Genomic DNA, 16,410 nt, shown 5'->3' with positions numbered 1-16,410 from the left:
GCGCGCAGTTTACCCGAAAGCCGGTTATTTCATGTGATTAAAATCACAACATAAATGCAATTAAAGAATAATTAATTAAATAAAAGAGACTTAAATCACAAAATCATTAACGTGGGAACCCTACACGTACCGTCATCCATGCCAACAACAGGCATACCGTGGTGCTGCTCAGGAACAGCAGATGGGTTGCCTGCTGCAGATCGACACGGTCGACCACGATCCCCAGCAAGATCGGCACCCAGTTGGCGATATAAGCGATAACGTAAAACAGTGAAAGCAAACGCGCATGGCTGGCCGGCGGCGAAATCAGGTTTACCAGGGTCGCGCTGCCGACGAAAATGGCGCCGTAAGCATAGCCGGCCACCACCAGGCCCGCAGCCGCCAGCCACAGTGAATGCCATTGGATCGCCGCAGCGAATACCACCGCCGCCAGCACCTGCGCCAGGCAACCGAACAACAGCGAATGACGGGCGTTAAGGCGGCGGCTCAGGATCTGGCTAATACCGGCGATCAACAGATACACCGCAATCGCATAGCCAAAGACGCCCCGCTGGTGCATGCCTAACAGCGTTTCCGCCACGCTGGGGCCAATAGCCAAAATGCTGGCGGCCAGAGCCCAACAGATAAACAGCGCCCCGGCACAGACAAAGAATTTACCGCCGGTGGCGCGCAGGCCGTCGAGCAGCATGCTTTTTTCTGTCGCCGTCGGCGCAGCGCGGGTCGGCGCCGTGACCACGCCACGCGGCCACGAGAACATCACGCCCAACGCCGCCACGGCGGCAATGACCATGATGAAAGCGAACGGCAGCGTCGTGGGATGAAAACCGGTCTGCAAAGCGACGCCACTGAAGATCGGGCCCAGCGCTAACCCTGTGGTAAAGGACAACGTGGCGATCAGCGCGGCGTTTTTACCGCCGTCTTGTGGCCCAAAACGCACCAGGGCGATGTTTGCCGCCCCGGTCAATGCCCCGGTGCCCACCCCGGCCAGCAGTCGCGCCATGAGCATCATGACAAAGGTATCCGCCAGCGCAAACAGCAGCGCACCGCTCAACACCACCAGCAATGCCGGCACGATCACGCTGCGCAAATCCTTCACTTTGCCGGCCAGATTGCCGACGCCGAACAAAGAGATCAGTACGCCGGCGGCGTAGGCACCGTAAACGACGGTCAGGCTGACGGAACTCAGCGCAAACTGCTGCTGATACAGCGGATAAAGCGGCGTCGGCGCACTGCTGTTCAGCAATGCCGACATCAAAGCCAGCGCCAGGAACAATAAAATGGTCCTGCGCGACGCCTGAGCATTTTGCGGCGCCGCGATCTGGCTGGCGGTATTTTCTGACATGTTTCAACTCCCAAAGTCGGCAGACGGCGGCCTGCCATCGACATCTTTCTCACCCGGCGGGCCGGGAACGGCGCTTATCATAGCGTTACGGCGACGGGCGAAGTATCGTCAAGAATGAATCACCCTGATGTATTCTTGCATCACCGGAGAAATAACCGCCGATGTGCAGGCCGCTAGCCGTCTTTCTCTCCCCCAGGGCAGAGCAACGCTTTATGATATAACCCGTTATCATTCGTCCGGCCCGGCCTGTTTCCTACCGCGCCGACAAATCTGCAGAGAGGAAATGGCATGATAAATTGGGACGACGCGCGCTTCTTTTTGGCCGTCGCGCGCTGCGGCACGCTACGCAAAGCCGCCAGCCAGCTGCATGTCGATCAGGCGACCGTCGGTCGACGGCTGTCCGCTTTCGAGGATGCGCTCGGCTCCAAGCTGTTTATCCGCACGCCGAAATCCTTCGCCCTCAGCCCGCTGGGGGAGCAAATGCTGGCGGACGTGATGAAGATGGAAAATGCGGTGCAGGCGATCAACCGCAAAGCCGCCAGCGGTGACGAAAGCCTGTGTGGCAACGTGCGCATCGCCACCACCGATACCCTGGCCGAAGCCTTCGTGATGCCGGCGCTGCAAGATCTGCGGGAACGCTACCCCGCCATCACCGTCACGCTGTTGACGGCGGTCAACATCGCCGATATTTCTTACCACGGCGCGGATCTGGCGATCCGTGGCGCCCGCCCCGATGACGATGAGCTGATCATCAAACGCTTAGCCACCATCGAAATGGGTCTGTACGCCAGCCCACACTATCTGGCACGGCGCGGCATGCCGCTCAGGGGCGAGCAGCTGCGCGGCCACGATCTGCTGATGTTCCCGCGCGATCTGGTGCCGCGCCACTGGAACAATTTCTGCGGCGAGGCCCTGCACGAGCCCAACGTGGTGCTGCAATGCAATTCGCAGCTACTGCTGCGTTCCGCCACCCGCAGCGGGCTGGGCATCGGCCTGCTCTCCGCGTTTTTGGCGGACAAAGATCCGGAGCTGGTGCGCCTGTTGCCGGAGAACAAAGACTGGGTGGATATCTGGCTGGTGTTGCATCCCGATTTGCAACGCGCCGCCCGCGTGCGCGCGGTAGTGCAGGCGCTGGAAACCTCGTTTAGCGCCCATTACGGCTGAGTGCCGTTTCCCCATAAAAAAAGGCCGCCGAAGCGACCTTTTTATCGTTTGAAGGGTTATCAGAACGTCGGCTGCGCCATCTGCACCAGCGAAATCAGCGGCTGCGGATAGACGCCCAGCAGCAGCACCAGCGCGGCGGAGATCAGCACCACGACGCCACCGGCGGTCAACGCCCAGTTGTTCGGGGTATCGCGCTGCAGCGATTCCGGCGCGCTGAGGAACAGGCTGACGGTCACGCGCAGGTAGTAGTACAGGCCGATGGCGCTGCCTACCACGACTGCGCCGGTCAGCCACCACAGGTGTGCGCTGACGCCCATCGCGATCACGAAGAACTTACCGATAAAGCCCAGCGTCATCGGGATACCGGCCAGCGACAGCATCATCACCGTCATCACCGCGGACAAGATTGGCTTATGCCAGAACAGACCACGGTAAGAGAACAGCGAATCCGCATCCGGGCCGCGGTACGGGCTGGACATCAGGCTGACCACGCCGAAGGCGCCCAGGCTGCTGAACAGGTAACCGGCCAGGTAAACGCCGGCGGTTTCCAGCGACAGCTGATGGGTTTGCACCGCAATCAGCGCCACCAGCAGGTAGCCCAGGTGAGCGATCGACGAGTAGCCCAGCAGACGCTTGATGTTGGTCTGGCTGATGGCCATCAGGTTACCGAACAAGATGGAGCAGAACGCGATGATCGACAGCACCATGCGCAGCGCTTCGTTGTCGGCGGCCGGGGCATACAGGAACAGACGCATCACGACCGCGAAGATCGCGATCTTGCTGGCGGTCGCCAGGAAAGTCGAGACCGGCGCAGGCGCGCCCTGATACACGTCCGGCGTCCACAGTTGGAACGGCACCAGCGACAGCTTGAAGCCCAGACCGACGATCATCATGCCCATACCGGCCAGGATCAGCGGCTGGTGCATCATGTTTTCCTGCAGGCTCTTGCCGAGGCCGGCCAGCGACAGATCGCCGGATTCGGCATACAGCAGCGCCATGCCGAACAGCAGGAACGACGACGCGGCGGCGGACAGCAGCATGTACTTGATGGCGGCTTCCAGCGGGCGCTTCTGGCGGTAGGCGTAGCCCACCAGGCCGAACAGCGGCAGCGAGATCAGCTCGATACCGATGAACAGCGAAGCCAGATGGTTGGCGCTCGCTAGCAGGATGCCGCCCATGGCGGCGATCAGCACCAGCAGGTAGAACTCTTCGCGGTTATCCGGATAGCCGACCAGCCACGGATAGGCGAAGGTGCAGGTCGCCAGACTCGCCAGCAGCACCAGCCCGGTGTAGAACATCGAGTAACCGTCAACCCGCAGCAGCGGGGTGACGTCCATTGGGCCTGCCTGGCCGACAAAGTACAGCGAAAGCAGCGCCAGGTTGAGACCGATCACGGTCAGGGTGGCGTTGATAAAGTGGTCGCGTCGCCACGCAATGCCTAGCATCACAACCACCACCGTCAATCCGACGATCAACAGCGGCAGCAGTGCGATCAGTTGTTGAGGAGTTATTGTCATGGCGAATTACGGCCTTGTTGTTGAAATTGCTGAAACTGACGAACCAAACCAGTGTTGCACGTTGCTCATCGCCGCGTTGGAAGTATCCAGAATCGGCTGCGGGTAAACCCCCAGCAGAACCAGCAACACCACCAGCAGCAGAATGATGAACAGTTCGCGCGCGGTCATGCCCTGCAGCGGCTGGTCGGATTTAGGCGCACCGTAGTAAGCGCGCTGCATCATGATCAGCGAGTAAACCGAAGCGAACACCAGACCGAAGGTAGAAATCACGGTGATCACCGGCACCACCTGGTAGCTGCCGAACAGAATCATGAATTCGCCGACGAAGTTACCGGTACCCGGCATCCCCAGCGTAGCCACGGCGAAGAACAGCGACAGCGCAGGGATGAACTTGATACGCCCCCACAGGCCGCCCATCTGACGCATGTCGCGGGTATGCAGGCGCTCATACAGCTGGCCGCAGATGATAAACATACCGGCGGCGGACAGGCCGTGCGCGATCATCTGGATCACCGCGCCCTGATAAGCCAACTGGCTGCCGGTGTAGATGGCGATCAGCACGAAGCCCATGTGCGAAACCGAGGTGTAGGCGATCAGACGCTTGATGTCGGTCTGCGCGAACGCCATCCAGGCGCCGTAGAAGATGCCGATCACGCCCAGCCACATGGCGATTGGCGCAAACTCGTGCGAAGCCTCAGGGAACAGCGGCAGGCTGAAACGCAGCAGGCCGTAGGCCGCGGTTTTCAGCAAGATGCCCGCCAGATCGACGGAACCTGCGGTCGGCGCCTGGCTGTGCGCGTCCGGCAACCAGCCGTGCAGCGGCACTACCGGCATTTTCACCGCGAAGGCGATGAAGAAGCCCAGCATCAACAGATATTGCACGTTGTGGGACATCGGCGTTTGCAGCAGGTCTTCGTAATCGAAGGTCCACACGCCGGTGGCGTTGTAGTGCACGAACACCAGGCCCAGGATCGCAATCAGCATCACCAGACCGCTGGCCTGGGTGTAGATGAAGAACTTGGTCGCCGCGGTGATGCGGGTTTTACCGTCCGACGCCTTGTGGCCCCACAACGCGATCAGGAAGTACATCGGCACCAACATCATTTCCCAGAAGAAGAAGAACAGGAACATGTCGATGGCGAGGAACACGCCGATAACGCCGCCCAGGATCCACAGCAGGTTGAGGTGGAAGAAGCCCTGATACTTCTGGATTTCACGCCAGGAACAGAGGATCGCCAGCACGCCCAGCAGACCGGTCAACACCACCATCAGCAGCGACAGGCCGTCCAGCGCCAGGTGGATGGAGATGCCGAAGCGCGGGATCCACGGCAGCAGGAATTCGCTCTGCCACTGCGGAATGCCTTTCGGCGTGGTCAAGGTATAGCCGCCCTGCAGCCACAGCTGCAGAGAGAGCGCCAACGTCAGCCCCATTGCGATCAGCGCTATCCAGCGCGGCACCTTAGTACCGAAGCGCTCAAGCTGCCAGCACAGCAGACCGCCGATAAAGGGGATAAGAATTAGCCAAGGTAATAGCATGGCGTTTTGTGTCCCTTATACGAATAATTTCAAACTTTGTACGTAGCGCCTGCCCGGCGCTACGCCCGAAAAATGCGTCTGTTTAAATTATTCAATTAAACCAAAATCAACAGAGCCAATACGACCACTGCACCCACACCCATAGACGCTATATACCAACGCACCTGACCGTTCTCGCTCACCGTCAGACCGCGGTTCCCCCAGCGGGAGAAGACGGCCGGCAGGTTCATCAGCGAGTTCAGCGGATCGCGCTGCAGCAGCTTCGCAATGCCCAAGTACGGCTTGACGAACACTTTGTCATACAGCCAGTCGAAGCCCCAGGCATGGAACCACCAGGTCGAGAAGAAACGCCCCGGCGCGCTGTTGGCGATGCTGTTGACCAGGCTGCGTTTGCCCAGCCACAGCGCGGCCGCCAGCAGAATGCCGACGATAGCCACCACGCCGGAGGTGATTTCCAGCGTCAGCACGCTGCCGTGCGCCAGCTCGGTCGTCTCCGGCAGCACGCCCTGCAACGGCGGCACGATCATCGCGCCGACGAAGGTAGACAGCACCAGCAGAACCAACAGCGGCAGGTGGTGAGTGATGCCTTTACCGGCATGCGCTTTGATTTTCTCTTCGCCGTGGAACACGATGAAAATCATACGGAAGGTGTACAGCGAGGTCATGAATGCGCCGACCAGGCCGGCCACCATCAGGTTGATGTGGCCGTTGGCCATCGCGCCCGCCAGGATCTCGTCCTTACTGAAGAAGCCGGCCGTGACCAGCGGCAACGCAGACAGCGCCGCGCCACCCACCAGGAAGCAGACGTACACCAGCGGGATGCTCTTGCGCAGGCCGCCCATCTTGAAGATGTTTTGCTCGTGGTGGCAAGCCAGGATCACCGAACCGGACGACAGGAACAGCAGCGCCTTGAAGAACGCGTGGGTCATCAGGTGGAAGATCGCCGCGTCCCATGCCTGCACGCCCAGCGCCAGGAACATGTAACCGATCTGGCTCATGGTGGAGTAAGCGAGCACGCGCTTGATGTCGGTCTGCACCAGCGCGGCGAAGCCGGCCAGCAGCAGAGTGACCGCACCGACGATGCCCACCAGGTGCAGCACTTCCGGCGCCATCAGGAACAGGCCGTGCGTACGGGCGATCAGATAGACGCCCGCGGTCACCATGGTCGCCGCGTGGATCAGTGCGGAAACCGGGGTTGGGCCCGCCATCGCGTCCGCCAACCAGGTTTGCAACGGCAGCTGCGCCGATTTACCGACCGCGCCGCCCAGCAGCATCAGGGTCGCCCAGGTGATGGCCGTATCGCCCACCGCCAGTTTCTGCGGTGCCAGGATCATCAGCTCGCGGATGTTCAGCGTGCCCAGCTCGTTGTAGAGGATGAACAGCGCAAACGCCAGGAACACGTCGCCCACGCGGGTCACGATGAAGGCTTTCATCGCCGCCGCGCCGTTGGCCGGATCTTTGTAGTAGAAGCCGATCAACAGGTAGCTGCACAGGCCCACGCCTTCCCAACCCAGATACATCAGCAGCAGGTTGTCCGCCAGCACCAAGACCACCATGCTGGCGATAAACAGGTTGGTGTAAGCGAAGAAGCGCGAGTAGCCCTCTTCACCGCGCATGTACCAGGAGGCGAACATGTGGATGAAGAAGCCGACGCCGGTGACCACCGACAGCATGGTCAGCGACAGGCCGTCCAGCACCAGGGTCACGCCGATATTGAAGTTGCCGACGGCCATCCAGGTCCACAGGCTTTGCTCAAACAGCTGCACGCCGGCGGCTTTCTGGGCGAAGAAATCCATCGCCACATACACCGTGACCAGCGCAGCCAGGCCGATAGAGCCCACGCCGACGGTAGCCGCCGTGTTCTCAGACCAACGACCGCGGGAAAATGCCAACAGCAGGAACCCGATCAGCGGTAGCAGAATTGTTAAATATAATAGGTTCATCCGCGCATCTCACTGACAGTATCAATATTCAGGGTATGACGACGACGGTAGAGCTGCAGCAGCAGCGCCAGGCCGATACTGGCCTCGGCTGCCGCCAGGCTGATCGCCAGGATGTACATCACCTGCCCGTCCGCCTGGCCCCAGTAGCTTCCCGCCACGATAAACGCCAACGCCGCAGCGTTGATCATCACTTCCAGGCTGATCAGCATAAACAGCAGGTTGCGGCGCACCAGCAGCCCGGTCAGCCCGAGCACAAACAGGATAGCCGCCAGGATCAGGCCGTGTTGAAGAGGGATCATGCTTGCTCCTCCGATTTTCTTCTCGCCATTTCTCCACTCGCCGGCGCGTTGCTCAGCACCTCGCCAGGCTTGTGCTCGCGGCCGATATGGAAGGCGACAACCAGACCCGCCAACAGCAGCATTGAAGCCAGCTCAACCGCCAGTACGTAAGGCCCGAACAGGCTGATGCCCACCGCCTTCGCGTCGACCATCTCGCCGCTGATACCCTGGTCGGATACGCTGCGGATCGCGACGATCAATACCACCAGCAGCGCCAGCGACAGCAGGCCAGGCCCGATCCACACCGACGGCTTCATCCAGTCGCGCTCTTGCTGCTGCACGTTGCCGAGGTTCAGCATCATCACCACGAACACGAACAGCACCATGATGGCGCCCGCATAGACGATGATTTCCAACGCTGCGGCAAAGTAGGCGCCGAGCGAGAAGAAGACTGCCGAGATCGCCAATAACGAAACGATCAGATACAGCAGCGCATGCACAGGGTTGGTATGGGTGATCACGCGAATCGTCGCGGCCACCGCAATCAAACCTGCCAGGTAAAATGCAATTTCCATGCTTGCTGGCTCCTTAGGGCAACAGACCTTTGACGTCGATCGGTTTGGCTTCGTTTTCGGCTTCGCCTTTGGCTTTGCCGTCAATCGCCATACCGGCCATCCGGTAGAAGTTATATTCCGGATATTTACCCGGCCCCGAGATCAACAGATCTTCTTTTTCGTACACCAGATCCTGACGCTTGTACTCACCCAGTTCGAAATCCGGCGTCAGCTGGATAGCGGTGGTCGGGCAAGCCTCTTCGCACAGGCCACAGAAAATGCAGCGCGAGAAGTTGATGCGGAAGAACTCCGGATACCAACGGCCGTCTTTCTGCTCCGCTTTTTGCAGCGAGATACAGCCGACCGGGCAGGCAACCGCACACAGGTTACAGGCGACGCAGCGCTCTTCGCCGTCCGGATCGCGCGTCAGCACAATGCGGCCGCGGTAGCGCGGCGGCAGGTAAACCGGTTCTTCCGGATACATCTGGGTTTCGCGCTTGGCGAAGGCATGCATGCCAATCATCCAAATGCTGCGCACCTGGGTGCCGAAACCAACCACTAACTCTTTCAATGTCATGGTTTATTCACCCCTTATTGAGCGTTGTACAAAATGACCGCGGCGGTTGCCAGCAGGTTCAGCAGCGTCAGCGGCAGGCACACTTTCCAGCCGAAGGACATCACCTGGTCATAACGCGGACGCGGCAGCGCGGCACGGATCAGGATGAACATCATCATGAAGAAGGCCGTTTTCAACGCGAACCAGATGAATGGCGGCAGGAACGGACCCTGCCAGCCGCCGAAGAACAACGTCACAATCAGGGCGGACACGGTGACGATACCGATGTATTCCCCCACGAAGAACAGACCGAACTTCATGCCGGAATATTCGATGTGGTAACCGTCGGCCAGTTCCTGCTCGGCTTCCGGCTGGTCAAACGGGTGACGGTGACACACCGCCACGCCGGCGATCGCGAAGGTCACGAAGCCGAAGAACTGCGGAATGACGTTCCAGACGTGCGCCTGGGATTCAACGATGGCCTGCATGTTGAACGAATCCGCCTGCATCACCACGCCCATCAGCGACAGACCGATGAACACTTCGTAGCTCAGGGTTTGCGCGGAGGCGCGCATCGCGCCCAACAGCGAGTATTTGTTGTTGCTCGACCATCCGGCGAACAGCACGGCGTACACCGCCAGGCCGGCCATCATCAGGAAGAACAGAATACCGATGTTGAGATCGGACACCGCCCAGGTCGGGCTGACCGGCACGATGGCAAATGCCAGCAACAGGGAAGTAAAGGCGATCATCGGCGCCAGGGTGAAGATCACCCGGTCGGAGAATCTCGGCACCCAGTCTTCCTTGAAGAACATTTTGATCATGTCGGCGACCAGCTGCAGCGAGCCGCCCCAGCCTACGCGGTTCGGTCCGTAGCGGTTCTGGAACAGGCCGAGCAGGCGGCGTTCGCCAAAGCTCATGAATGCCCCGCACGCCACGACCACCAACAGGATCACGACCGCTTTAAGAATGGCGATCAGAATGTCGATCACCTCAGGGGTAAACCAGCTCATCGTGCCGCCTCCCGCAGATTGTCTACCTTAGCACCCACCAAGATCGGCGGGATCCCTGGCAAGCCGAGCGGCAAACCAACCTGGCCCTGGGTCAGGGTTTCACTCAGACGCACCGGCAGACGCAGGGTCTGGCCCGCACAGCTGAACTCCACCAGGCTGCCCGCGTTGACGCCAAGCGTCGCCGCGTCGGCCGGGTTGACCATCACGTAGGCTTCCGGCATGCGCTGCTGGATCACGTGAGAGCGCTGCGACATTTCGTCGCTGCCGAACAGGTGGTAGTACGGCGCGACACGCCAGCCGTCGTTCGGATTGAACGCGGCAGGCACGCGGTCGAAGTAACCGAGGCTGCCCTCCCCCGCTTCGATCAGGCGCACGCCCGGATCGCCGTGGCGCAGTTTGCCGCCCACTTCGGCCTGGAACTTGTTCCATGCCTGCGGTGAGTTCCAGCCTGGCGCCCAGGCGAACGGGATCTGCTGACGATCGGCCAGCGGGCTGTTGTTCCCTTCCATCGAGAAGGCGAACATGGTGTCTTTATCCTGCGGCTGACGCGGCTCATGCACGCTGATGTTGGCGCGCATGGCGGTACGGCCGCTGGAGCGGTGCGGCGAACGCGCCAGCTTCTGACCGCGAATGCGGAAAGTCGCGTCCGGCGCGGCGTCGACGATGCCCTGCAGCTGCGGCAACGCGGCGACGCAAGCGGCGATCACGTCATCGAGCTGGGTCCAGTCCACGTGGCGGCTGGTGTAGGTGGAGTGCAGCGAGTGCATCCAGCGCCAGCTTTCCAGCATCACGGTGAACTGATTCTTCTTGGCGTCGTCGTAGTAGGCCGGATCGTATACCTGGAAGAAGCGCTGCGCGCGGCCTTCCTGGTTGATCAGCGTACCGTCGCTCTCGGCGAAGCTGGCCGAGGAGAGGATCAGGTTGGCTTTGTCCATGATCGCGGTGCGCTGGTGGTCGGCGACGATCAGGTTATTAACCTTGGCCAGCGCCGCGTCCACCTGCGCCGCCGGCGCATGACGATAGAGATCGTTTTCCATCACGATAGCGGTATCGGCTGCGCCGCTCGCCAGCTGTTCCAGCGCCTGATCGAGCGAACCGCCGCCGATCATCGCCAGGCCCATGCTGTTGGCTGCGCCCGCCACGAAGGTGATGCCGACATCGGAACCGCGGCCCTTCAACGCTTTGGCAATGTTGGCCGCCGCTTCGATGATGGCTTCGCTGCCGGCGTTGCTGCCGGTAATAATCAGCGGTTTGCGTGCGCCGGTCAGCGCCTGCACGATGATATCGACTTTCTTGTTCAGGCCTTCAGCCAGATCGTTCACCGCCGGCGCCGCGCTGTCCAGCGCGTGAGCGATGGCGAAGCCGAAGCGCGCCTGCTCTTCCACCGGCGCGCGGTAGTTCCAGGCGGCGATGTCGTCCAGGCGGGTGTTGTCGACGTTGGTGGTGAACAGCGGGTACTTGGCGTGCTGACCGATGTTCTGCACCGCCGCGATCTGCCAGTCGGCCACGCGTTGCGCCGCCGCCATCGCGCGGGCTTTGCCCTTGACGGCCTGGCGCACGGACAGCGCGATACGCGCACCGGTTTGCGTCAGGTCTTCGCCCAGCACCAGCACCGCGTCGTAATCTTCGATCTCACGCAGCGCCGGTGTATGGACGCCGCCGTTTTTCAGCACGTTCAGCATCAGCGCCAGGCGTGATTGCTCCGCCTGAGCGATACCGGTGTAGTAGTTCTCGGCGCCGACCAGCTCGCGCAGTGCGAAGTTGCTTTCCAGGCTGGCGCGCGGGGAGCCGATGCCGATGGTTTTCTTCGCCTGACGCAGGATGTCCGCCGCGCCCTGCATCGCCTGCTCGGCGTTCAGGGTGATCCAGTCATCGCCGCGCAGCTGCTGCGGTTGACGCGGACGATCTTTCTGGTTGACGTAGCCGTAACCGAAGCGGCCGCGGTCGCACAGGAAGTAGTGGTTCACGCTGCCGTTGTAACGGTTTTCGATACGGCGCAGCTCGCCATAGCGCTCGCCCGGGCTGGTATTACAGCCGATGCTGCACTGCTGGCAAATGCTCGGCGCGAACTGCATGTCCCATTTACGGTTGTAGCGCTCGGAGTGCGTTTTGTCGGTGAATACGCCGGTCGGGCACACTTCCACCAGGTTGCCGGAGAACTCGCTTTCCAGCGTGCCGCTTTCCGGGCGACCGAAGTAGACGTTATCGTGCGCACCGTACACGCCGAAGTCGGTGCCGTCCGCATAGTCTTTGTAGTAACGCACGCAGCGGTAGCAGGCGATACAGCGGTTCATCTCGTGCGAGATAAACGGCCCCAGCTCCTGGTTGTTGTGGGTGCGCTTGGTGAAGCGGTAGCGGCGGAAGCTGTGGCCGGTCATTACCGTCATATCCTGCAGGTGACAGTTACCGCCTTCTTCACAGACCGGGCAATCGTGCGGGTGGTTGGTCATCAACCACTCGACCACGCTTTCACGGAACTGCTTCGCTTCGCCGTCATCGATGGAGATGAAGGTGCCATCGGATGCCGGGGTCATACAGGACATCACCAAACGGCCGCGCGTATCTTCCGCGTTTTGGTATTGCTTTACCGCACATTGGCGGCAAGCGCCGACGCTTCCCAGCGCCGGATGCCAGCAAAAGTAAGGAATATCAAGGCCGAGGGAAAGACAAGCCTGCAGCAGGTTGTCCGCTCCGTCTACCTCATACTCTTTGCCGTCTACATGAATCGTAGCCATAGTCAGCATGCTTCCAAGTGGCCTGCCTTGCGGCAGGCGTTAATCAAAAATTCTGGCCGTGTTCGGGCGAGTCGGCTTACCAGCGCTGCTTCAGCAGATTGTTCGGCTGAATGCCGCCAATCGCATGGGCGTTGCTGAAGTGCTGCACGGCGATGCCCGCCTCGAACTCTTCACGGAAATATTTAATCGCGCTTTGCAGTGGCTCTACGGCACCTGGCGCGTGGGCGCAGAAGGTTTTGCCCGGGCCGAGGGAACGGCACAGCTGTTCGAGGGTTTCGATATCCCCCGGCTGCCCTTCGCCGTTTTCCAACGCACGCAGGATCTTCACGCTCCACGGCAGGCCGTCGCGGCATGGCGTACACCAGCCGCAGGACTCGCGGGCGAAGAACTCTTCCAGGTTACGCACCAGCGGCACCATGCCAATCTCGTGGTCTACCGCCATCGCCAGCGCGGTGCCGAGACGGCTGCCGGCTTTGCCGATCGCACCGTATTCCATCGGCAGATCGAGATGATCGGCGGTCAGGAAGTCAGTCCCCGCGCCGCCTGGCTGCCAGGCTTTGAAGCGCAGACCGTCGCGCATGCCGCCGGCGTAGTCTTCCAGGATCTCGCGCGCGGTGGTGCCGAACGGCAGCTCCCAAACGCCCGGATTTTTCACCCGGCCGGAGAAGCCCATCAGCTTGGTGCCTTTGTCCTCACTGCCGGAGATGCCGGTGTACCACTCCACGCCGTTCGCCAAAATGGCCGGCACGTTGCACAGCGTTTCGACGTTGTTGACGCAGGTCGGCTTGCCCCACACGCCGGCGCTGGCCGGGAATGGCGGCTTGGAGCGCGGGTTGGCGCGGCGGCCTTCCAGCGAGTTGATCAGCGCGGTTTCTTCGCCGCAGATGTAACGGCCGGCGCCGGTGTGCACGATCAGCTCGAAATCAAATCCGGTGCCGAGAATGTTTTTGCCCAGATAGCCGGCTTCGGTGGCTTCCGCGATGGCGCGACGCAGATGCGCCGCCGCTTCGATGTACTCACCGCGCAGGAAGATATAGCCGCGGTAGGCTTTCAGCGCGAAGGCGGAGATCAGCATGCCTTCCACCAGCAGGTGCGGCAGCTGCTCCATCAGCAGGCGGTCTTTATAGGTGCCCGGCTCCATTTCATCGGCGTTACACAGCAGGTAACGGATGTTCATGGATTCGTCCTTCGGCATCAGGCTCCACTTCAAACCGGTGGAGAAGCCCGCGCCGCCGCGGCCCTTCAGCCCGGAGTCTTTCACCAGGTTGACGATCTCGTCCGGTGCCAGGCCTTTGAGGGCCTTTTCCGCGCCGGCATAGCCGTTTTTGCTGCGGTATTCGTCCAGCCACAGCGGCTGCTTGTCATCACGCAGCCGCCAGGTCAGCGGATGCGTTTCGGGAGTGCGTACAATGTGCTTGGTCATTGATACTGCTCCAGTAGCGTCTCGATATCTTCAGGCTTCAGCTGACTGTGAGTGTCGTCGTCAATCATCATGGTCGGCCCTTTATCGCAGTTGCCCAGACAGCAGGTCGGCAGCAGCGTGAAGCGGCCATCAAAAGTGGTTTGACCCGGCTTGATGTTCAGCTTCTTCTCGATAGCGGCCTGAATGCCCTGGTAACCGGTGATGTGACAAACAACGCTGTCACAATAACGGATCACGTGACGTCCTACCGGCTGACGGAAAATCTGGCTGTAGAACGTGGCCACGCCTTCTACGTCGCTGGCGGGGATGCCCAGCACTTCCGCGATGGCGTAAATCGCACCGTCCGGAACCCAGCCGCGCTGCTTCTGCACAATTTTCAGTGCTTCGATGGAAGCGGCGCGCGGATCCTCGTAATGATGCTTTTCGTGCTCGATCGCATCACGTTCTTCCGCACTCAGTACAAATGCATCAACGCCGCTCTGAGGAGCGGCTGCGTTGATGGGCTCGAGCGCATCATTGACTGCGTGATTGTCTTTTTGAGAGTGCATAATTAGCGGTCCACATCTGACATAACAAAATCGATACTACCCAGATAGACGATCAGGTCGGAAACCAGGCTGCCACGGATGACCGATGGGATCTGCTGCAGGTGCGCAAAGCTCGGCGTACGTACCCGGGTGCGGTAGCTCATGGTGCTGCCGTCGCTGGTCAGGTAGTAGCTGTTGATCCCTTTGGTGGCTTCAATCATCTGGAATGATTCGTTGGCTGGCATCACCGGGCCCCAGGAAACCTGCAGGAAGTGGGTGATCAGCGTTTCAATGTGCTGCAGCGTGCGCTCTTTCGGCGGCGGCGTGGTCAGCGGGTGATCGGCCTTGAACGGGCCTTCCGGCATGTTGTTCAGGCACTGTTCGAGGATGCGCAGGCTCTGGCGCAGCTCTTCCACCTTCAGCATCACGCGGGTGTAGCAGTCGCTGGTGCCGTCGCCGACCGGCACTTCGAAGTCGAAGTTCTCGTAGCCGGAGTACGGACGCCATTTACGCACGTCGAACTCGACGCCAGTGGCGCGCAGGCCGGCGCCGGTCACGCCCCACTCCAGCGCTTCTTTGGCGTTGTAAGACGCTACGCCGATGGAACGGCCTTTCAGGATGCTGTTCTTCAGCGCCGCTTTCACGTAGGAGTCCAGACGCTTCGGCATCCAGTCGAGGAATTCACGCAGCAGGCGATCCCAGCCGCGCGGCAGATCGTGCGCGACGCCGCCGATGCGGAACCAGGCCGGGTGCATACGGAAACCGGTGATCGCTTCCACCAGATCGTAGATTTTCTGACGGTCGGTAAAGGCGAAGAACACCGGGGTCATCGCGCCGACGTCCTGAATGAAGGTGGAGATGTACAGCAGGTGGCTGTTGATGCGGAACAGCTCGGACAGCATCACGCGGATGGTGTCGACGCGCTCCGGCACCTTGATGCCGGCCAGCTTCTCGACCGCCAGCACGTAAGGCATTTCGTTCACGCAGCCGCCGAGGTACTCGATACGGTCGGTGTACGGAATGTAGCTGTGCCAGGATTGGCGCTCGCCCATCTTCTCGGCGCCGCGGTGGTGATAGCCGATATCCGGCACGCAGTCGACGATCTCTTCGCCGTCCAGCTGCAGAATGATGCGGAACGCACCGTGCGCGGACGGGTGGTTCGGGCCGAGGTTGAGGAACATGAAATCTTCGTTCTCGGTGCCGCGCTTCATGCCCCAGTCTTCCGGCTTGAAGGTCAGCGCTTCCATCTCCAGATCTTCTTTCTGCTTGGTCAGCACGAAAGGATCGAATTCGGTGGCGCGCGCCGGGTAGTCCTTGCGCAGCGGGTGCCCTTCCCAGGTCTGCGGCATCATGATGCGCGACAGGTGCGGGTGGCCGTCGAAGGTGATACCGAACATTTCCCAGGTTTCGCGCTCGTACCAGTTGGCGTTCGGGAACACCTTGGTCGCCGTCGGCACGTGCAGGTCTTTTTCAGACAGCGCCACCTTCAGCATGATGTCGCGGTTGCGTTCGATGGAAATCAGATGGTAGAAAACGGAGAAATCCGCAGCGGGCAGGCCGTCGCGGTGGGTGCGAAGACGTTCGTCCACGCCATGCAGATCGAACAGCATGACATACGGCTTCGGCTGTTTTCTCAGGAACGTCATTACTTCCAGCAACTGGTCAGGTTTAACCCATACCACGGGCATGCCGGTACGGGTGGCCTGAACAGTAAAGGCTTCCGGCCCAAAACGGTTGCGCAGTTCGCCGATCACCGGGTCGTCAAGGTGATCTCGGGTCTGCCAGGCAGGCAAGGCGTCGTGCGTCGTCAAATCTGTCATAA

Annotated in this window: 13 protein-coding genes; 1 reads left to right on the top strand and 12 read right to left on the bottom strand. The window is 60.7% G+C overall.

The features are described 5' to 3' along the window. Positions 1-106 precede the first annotated feature (106 nt). Entirely contained in the window at positions 107-1,342 is a 1,236-nt protein-coding gene (locus ACJ8HN_RS01040) for an MFS transporter (RefSeq protein ID WP_442522940.1), read from the bottom strand. Positions 1,343-1,630: 288 nt separating this feature from the next. On the opposite strand from ACJ8HN_RS01040, the gene ACJ8HN_RS01035 reads away from it, so the two are divergent. Beyond that, positions 1,631-2,506 (top strand): LysR family transcriptional regulator, encoded by an 876-nt coding sequence (locus tag ACJ8HN_RS01035; protein WP_033653764.1) that lies wholly within the window; start codon positions 1,631-1,633, stop codon positions 2,504-2,506. Positions 2,507-2,565: 59 nt separating this feature from the next. Here ACJ8HN_RS01035 and nuoN read toward each other — a convergent pair whose 3' ends face one another. The 11 genes from nuoN to nuoC form a co-directional block, all read right to left on the bottom strand. After that, positions 2,566-4,023, bottom strand: a complete 1,458-nt coding sequence (gene nuoN, locus ACJ8HN_RS01030) for an NADH-quinone oxidoreductase subunit NuoN (protein WP_033635324.1) — start codon at positions 4,021-4,023, stop codon at positions 2,566-2,568. Between the two features lie 6 nt (positions 4,024-4,029). Beyond that, the gene (gene nuoM, locus ACJ8HN_RS01025; protein ID WP_033648043.1) at positions 4,030-5,559 is read right to left on the bottom strand and encodes an NADH-quinone oxidoreductase subunit M; all 1,530 of its coding nucleotides are present in this window, start codon (positions 5,557-5,559) and stop codon (positions 4,030-4,032) included. 95 nt (positions 5,560-5,654) lie between these two features. Next, entirely contained in the window at positions 5,655-7,502 is a 1,848-nt protein-coding gene (gene nuoL, locus ACJ8HN_RS01020; RefSeq protein ID WP_015378577.1) for an NADH-quinone oxidoreductase subunit L, read from the bottom strand. Continuing rightward, a complete protein-coding gene (nuoK, locus tag ACJ8HN_RS01015) occupies positions 7,499-7,801 on the bottom strand; it encodes an NADH-quinone oxidoreductase subunit NuoK (RefSeq protein WP_004936014.1) in 303 nt (100 codons plus the stop codon). Before nuoK ends, nuoL begins: the two co-directional genes overlap by 4 nt. Beyond that, entirely contained in the window at positions 7,798-8,355 is a 558-nt protein-coding gene (nuoJ, locus tag ACJ8HN_RS01010) for an NADH-quinone oxidoreductase subunit J (RefSeq protein WP_442522939.1), read from the bottom strand. The genes nuoK and nuoJ overlap by 4 nt, the downstream gene beginning before the upstream one ends. A gap of 13 nt (positions 8,356-8,368) precedes the next feature. Next, positions 8,369-8,911 carry an NADH-quinone oxidoreductase subunit NuoI gene (nuoI, locus tag ACJ8HN_RS01005; protein ID WP_025160170.1) on the bottom strand — a complete coding sequence of 181 codons (543 nt, stop codon included), beginning with the start codon at positions 8,909-8,911 and terminating at the stop codon, positions 8,369-8,371. A 14-nt stretch (positions 8,912-8,925) separates the two neighbouring features. Next, the gene (gene nuoH, locus ACJ8HN_RS01000) at positions 8,926-9,903 is read right to left on the bottom strand and encodes an NADH-quinone oxidoreductase subunit NuoH (protein ID WP_004936022.1); all 978 of its coding nucleotides are present in this window, start codon (positions 9,901-9,903) and stop codon (positions 8,926-8,928) included. Beyond that, complete coding sequence (nuoG, locus tag ACJ8HN_RS00995) at positions 9,900-12,638, bottom strand: NADH-quinone oxidoreductase subunit NuoG (RefSeq protein ID WP_080432011.1); 2,739 nt, start codon at positions 12,636-12,638, stop codon at positions 9,900-9,902. The genes nuoH and nuoG overlap by 4 nt, the downstream gene beginning before the upstream one ends. A 76-nt stretch (positions 12,639-12,714) precedes the next feature. Beyond that, positions 12,715-14,061 (bottom strand): NADH-quinone oxidoreductase subunit NuoF, encoded by a 1,347-nt coding sequence (gene nuoF / locus ACJ8HN_RS00990; RefSeq protein WP_033653762.1) that lies wholly within the window; start codon positions 14,059-14,061, stop codon positions 12,715-12,717. Next, positions 14,058-14,609 (bottom strand): NADH-quinone oxidoreductase subunit NuoE, encoded by a 552-nt coding sequence (gene nuoE / locus ACJ8HN_RS00985; protein ID WP_033635327.1) that lies wholly within the window; start codon positions 14,607-14,609, stop codon positions 14,058-14,060. Before nuoE ends, nuoF begins: the two co-directional genes overlap by 4 nt. A gap of 2 nt (positions 14,610-14,611) precedes the next feature. Further along, positions 14,612-16,408 carry an NADH-quinone oxidoreductase subunit C/D gene (gene nuoC / locus ACJ8HN_RS00980; protein WP_004936036.1) on the bottom strand — a complete coding sequence of 599 codons (1,797 nt, stop codon included), beginning with the start codon at positions 16,406-16,408 and terminating at the stop codon, positions 14,612-14,614. Positions 16,409-16,410: the final 2 nt, after the last annotated feature.

It is taken from the genome of Serratia sp. CY29653 (assembly GCF_052169255.1).
Taxonomy (GTDB): domain Bacteria; phylum Pseudomonadota; class Gammaproteobacteria; order Enterobacterales; family Enterobacteriaceae; genus Serratia; species Serratia sarumanii.
The sequence above is the reverse complement of the archived record's forward strand: the minus strand, read 5'-3'. Positions and strand labels throughout refer to the sequence as shown.

Coding starts and splice junctions, on each gene's coding strand:
- nuoF (WP_033653762.1), bottom strand. CDS start 14,061: ATGACCAAGCACATTGTACGCACTCCCGAAACGCATCCGCTGACCTGG.
- nuoM (WP_033648043.1), bottom strand. CDS start 5,559: ATGCTATTACCTTGGCTAATTCTTATCCCCTTTATCGGCGGTCTGCTG.
- nuoN (WP_033635324.1), bottom strand. CDS start 4,023: ATGACAATAACTCCTCAACAACTGATCGCACTGCTGCCGCTGTTGATC.
- nuoL (WP_015378577.1), bottom strand. CDS start 7,502: ATGAACCTATTATATTTAACAATTCTGCTACCGCTGATCGGGTTCCTG.
- nuoI (WP_025160170.1), bottom strand. CDS start 8,911: ATGACATTGAAAGAGTTAGTGGTTGGTTTCGGCACCCAGGTGCGCAGC.
- nuoG (WP_080432011.1), bottom strand. CDS start 12,638: ATGGCTACGATTCATGTAGACGGCAAAGAGTATGAGGTAGACGGAGCG.
- nuoE (WP_033635327.1), bottom strand. CDS start 14,609: ATGCACTCTCAAAAAGACAATCACGCAGTCAATGATGCGCTCGAGCCC.
- ACJ8HN_RS01040 (WP_442522940.1), bottom strand. CDS start 1,342: ATGTCAGAAAATACCGCCAGCCAGATCGCGGCGCCGCAAAATGCTCAG.
- nuoC (WP_004936036.1), bottom strand. CDS start 16,408: ATGACAGATTTGACGACGCACGACGCCTTGCCTGCCTGGCAGACCCGA.
- nuoH (WP_004936022.1), bottom strand. CDS start 9,903: ATGAGCTGGTTTACCCCTGAGGTGATCGACATTCTGATCGCCATTCTT.
- ACJ8HN_RS01035 (WP_033653764.1), top strand. CDS start 1,631: ATGATAAATTGGGACGACGCGCGCTTCTTTTTGGCCGTCGCGCGCTGC.
- nuoJ (WP_442522939.1), bottom strand. CDS start 8,355: ATGGAAATTGCATTTTACCTGGCAGGTTTGATTGCGGTGGCCGCGACG.
- nuoK (WP_004936014.1), bottom strand. CDS start 7,801: ATGATCCCTCTTCAACACGGCCTGATCCTGGCGGCTATCCTGTTTGTG.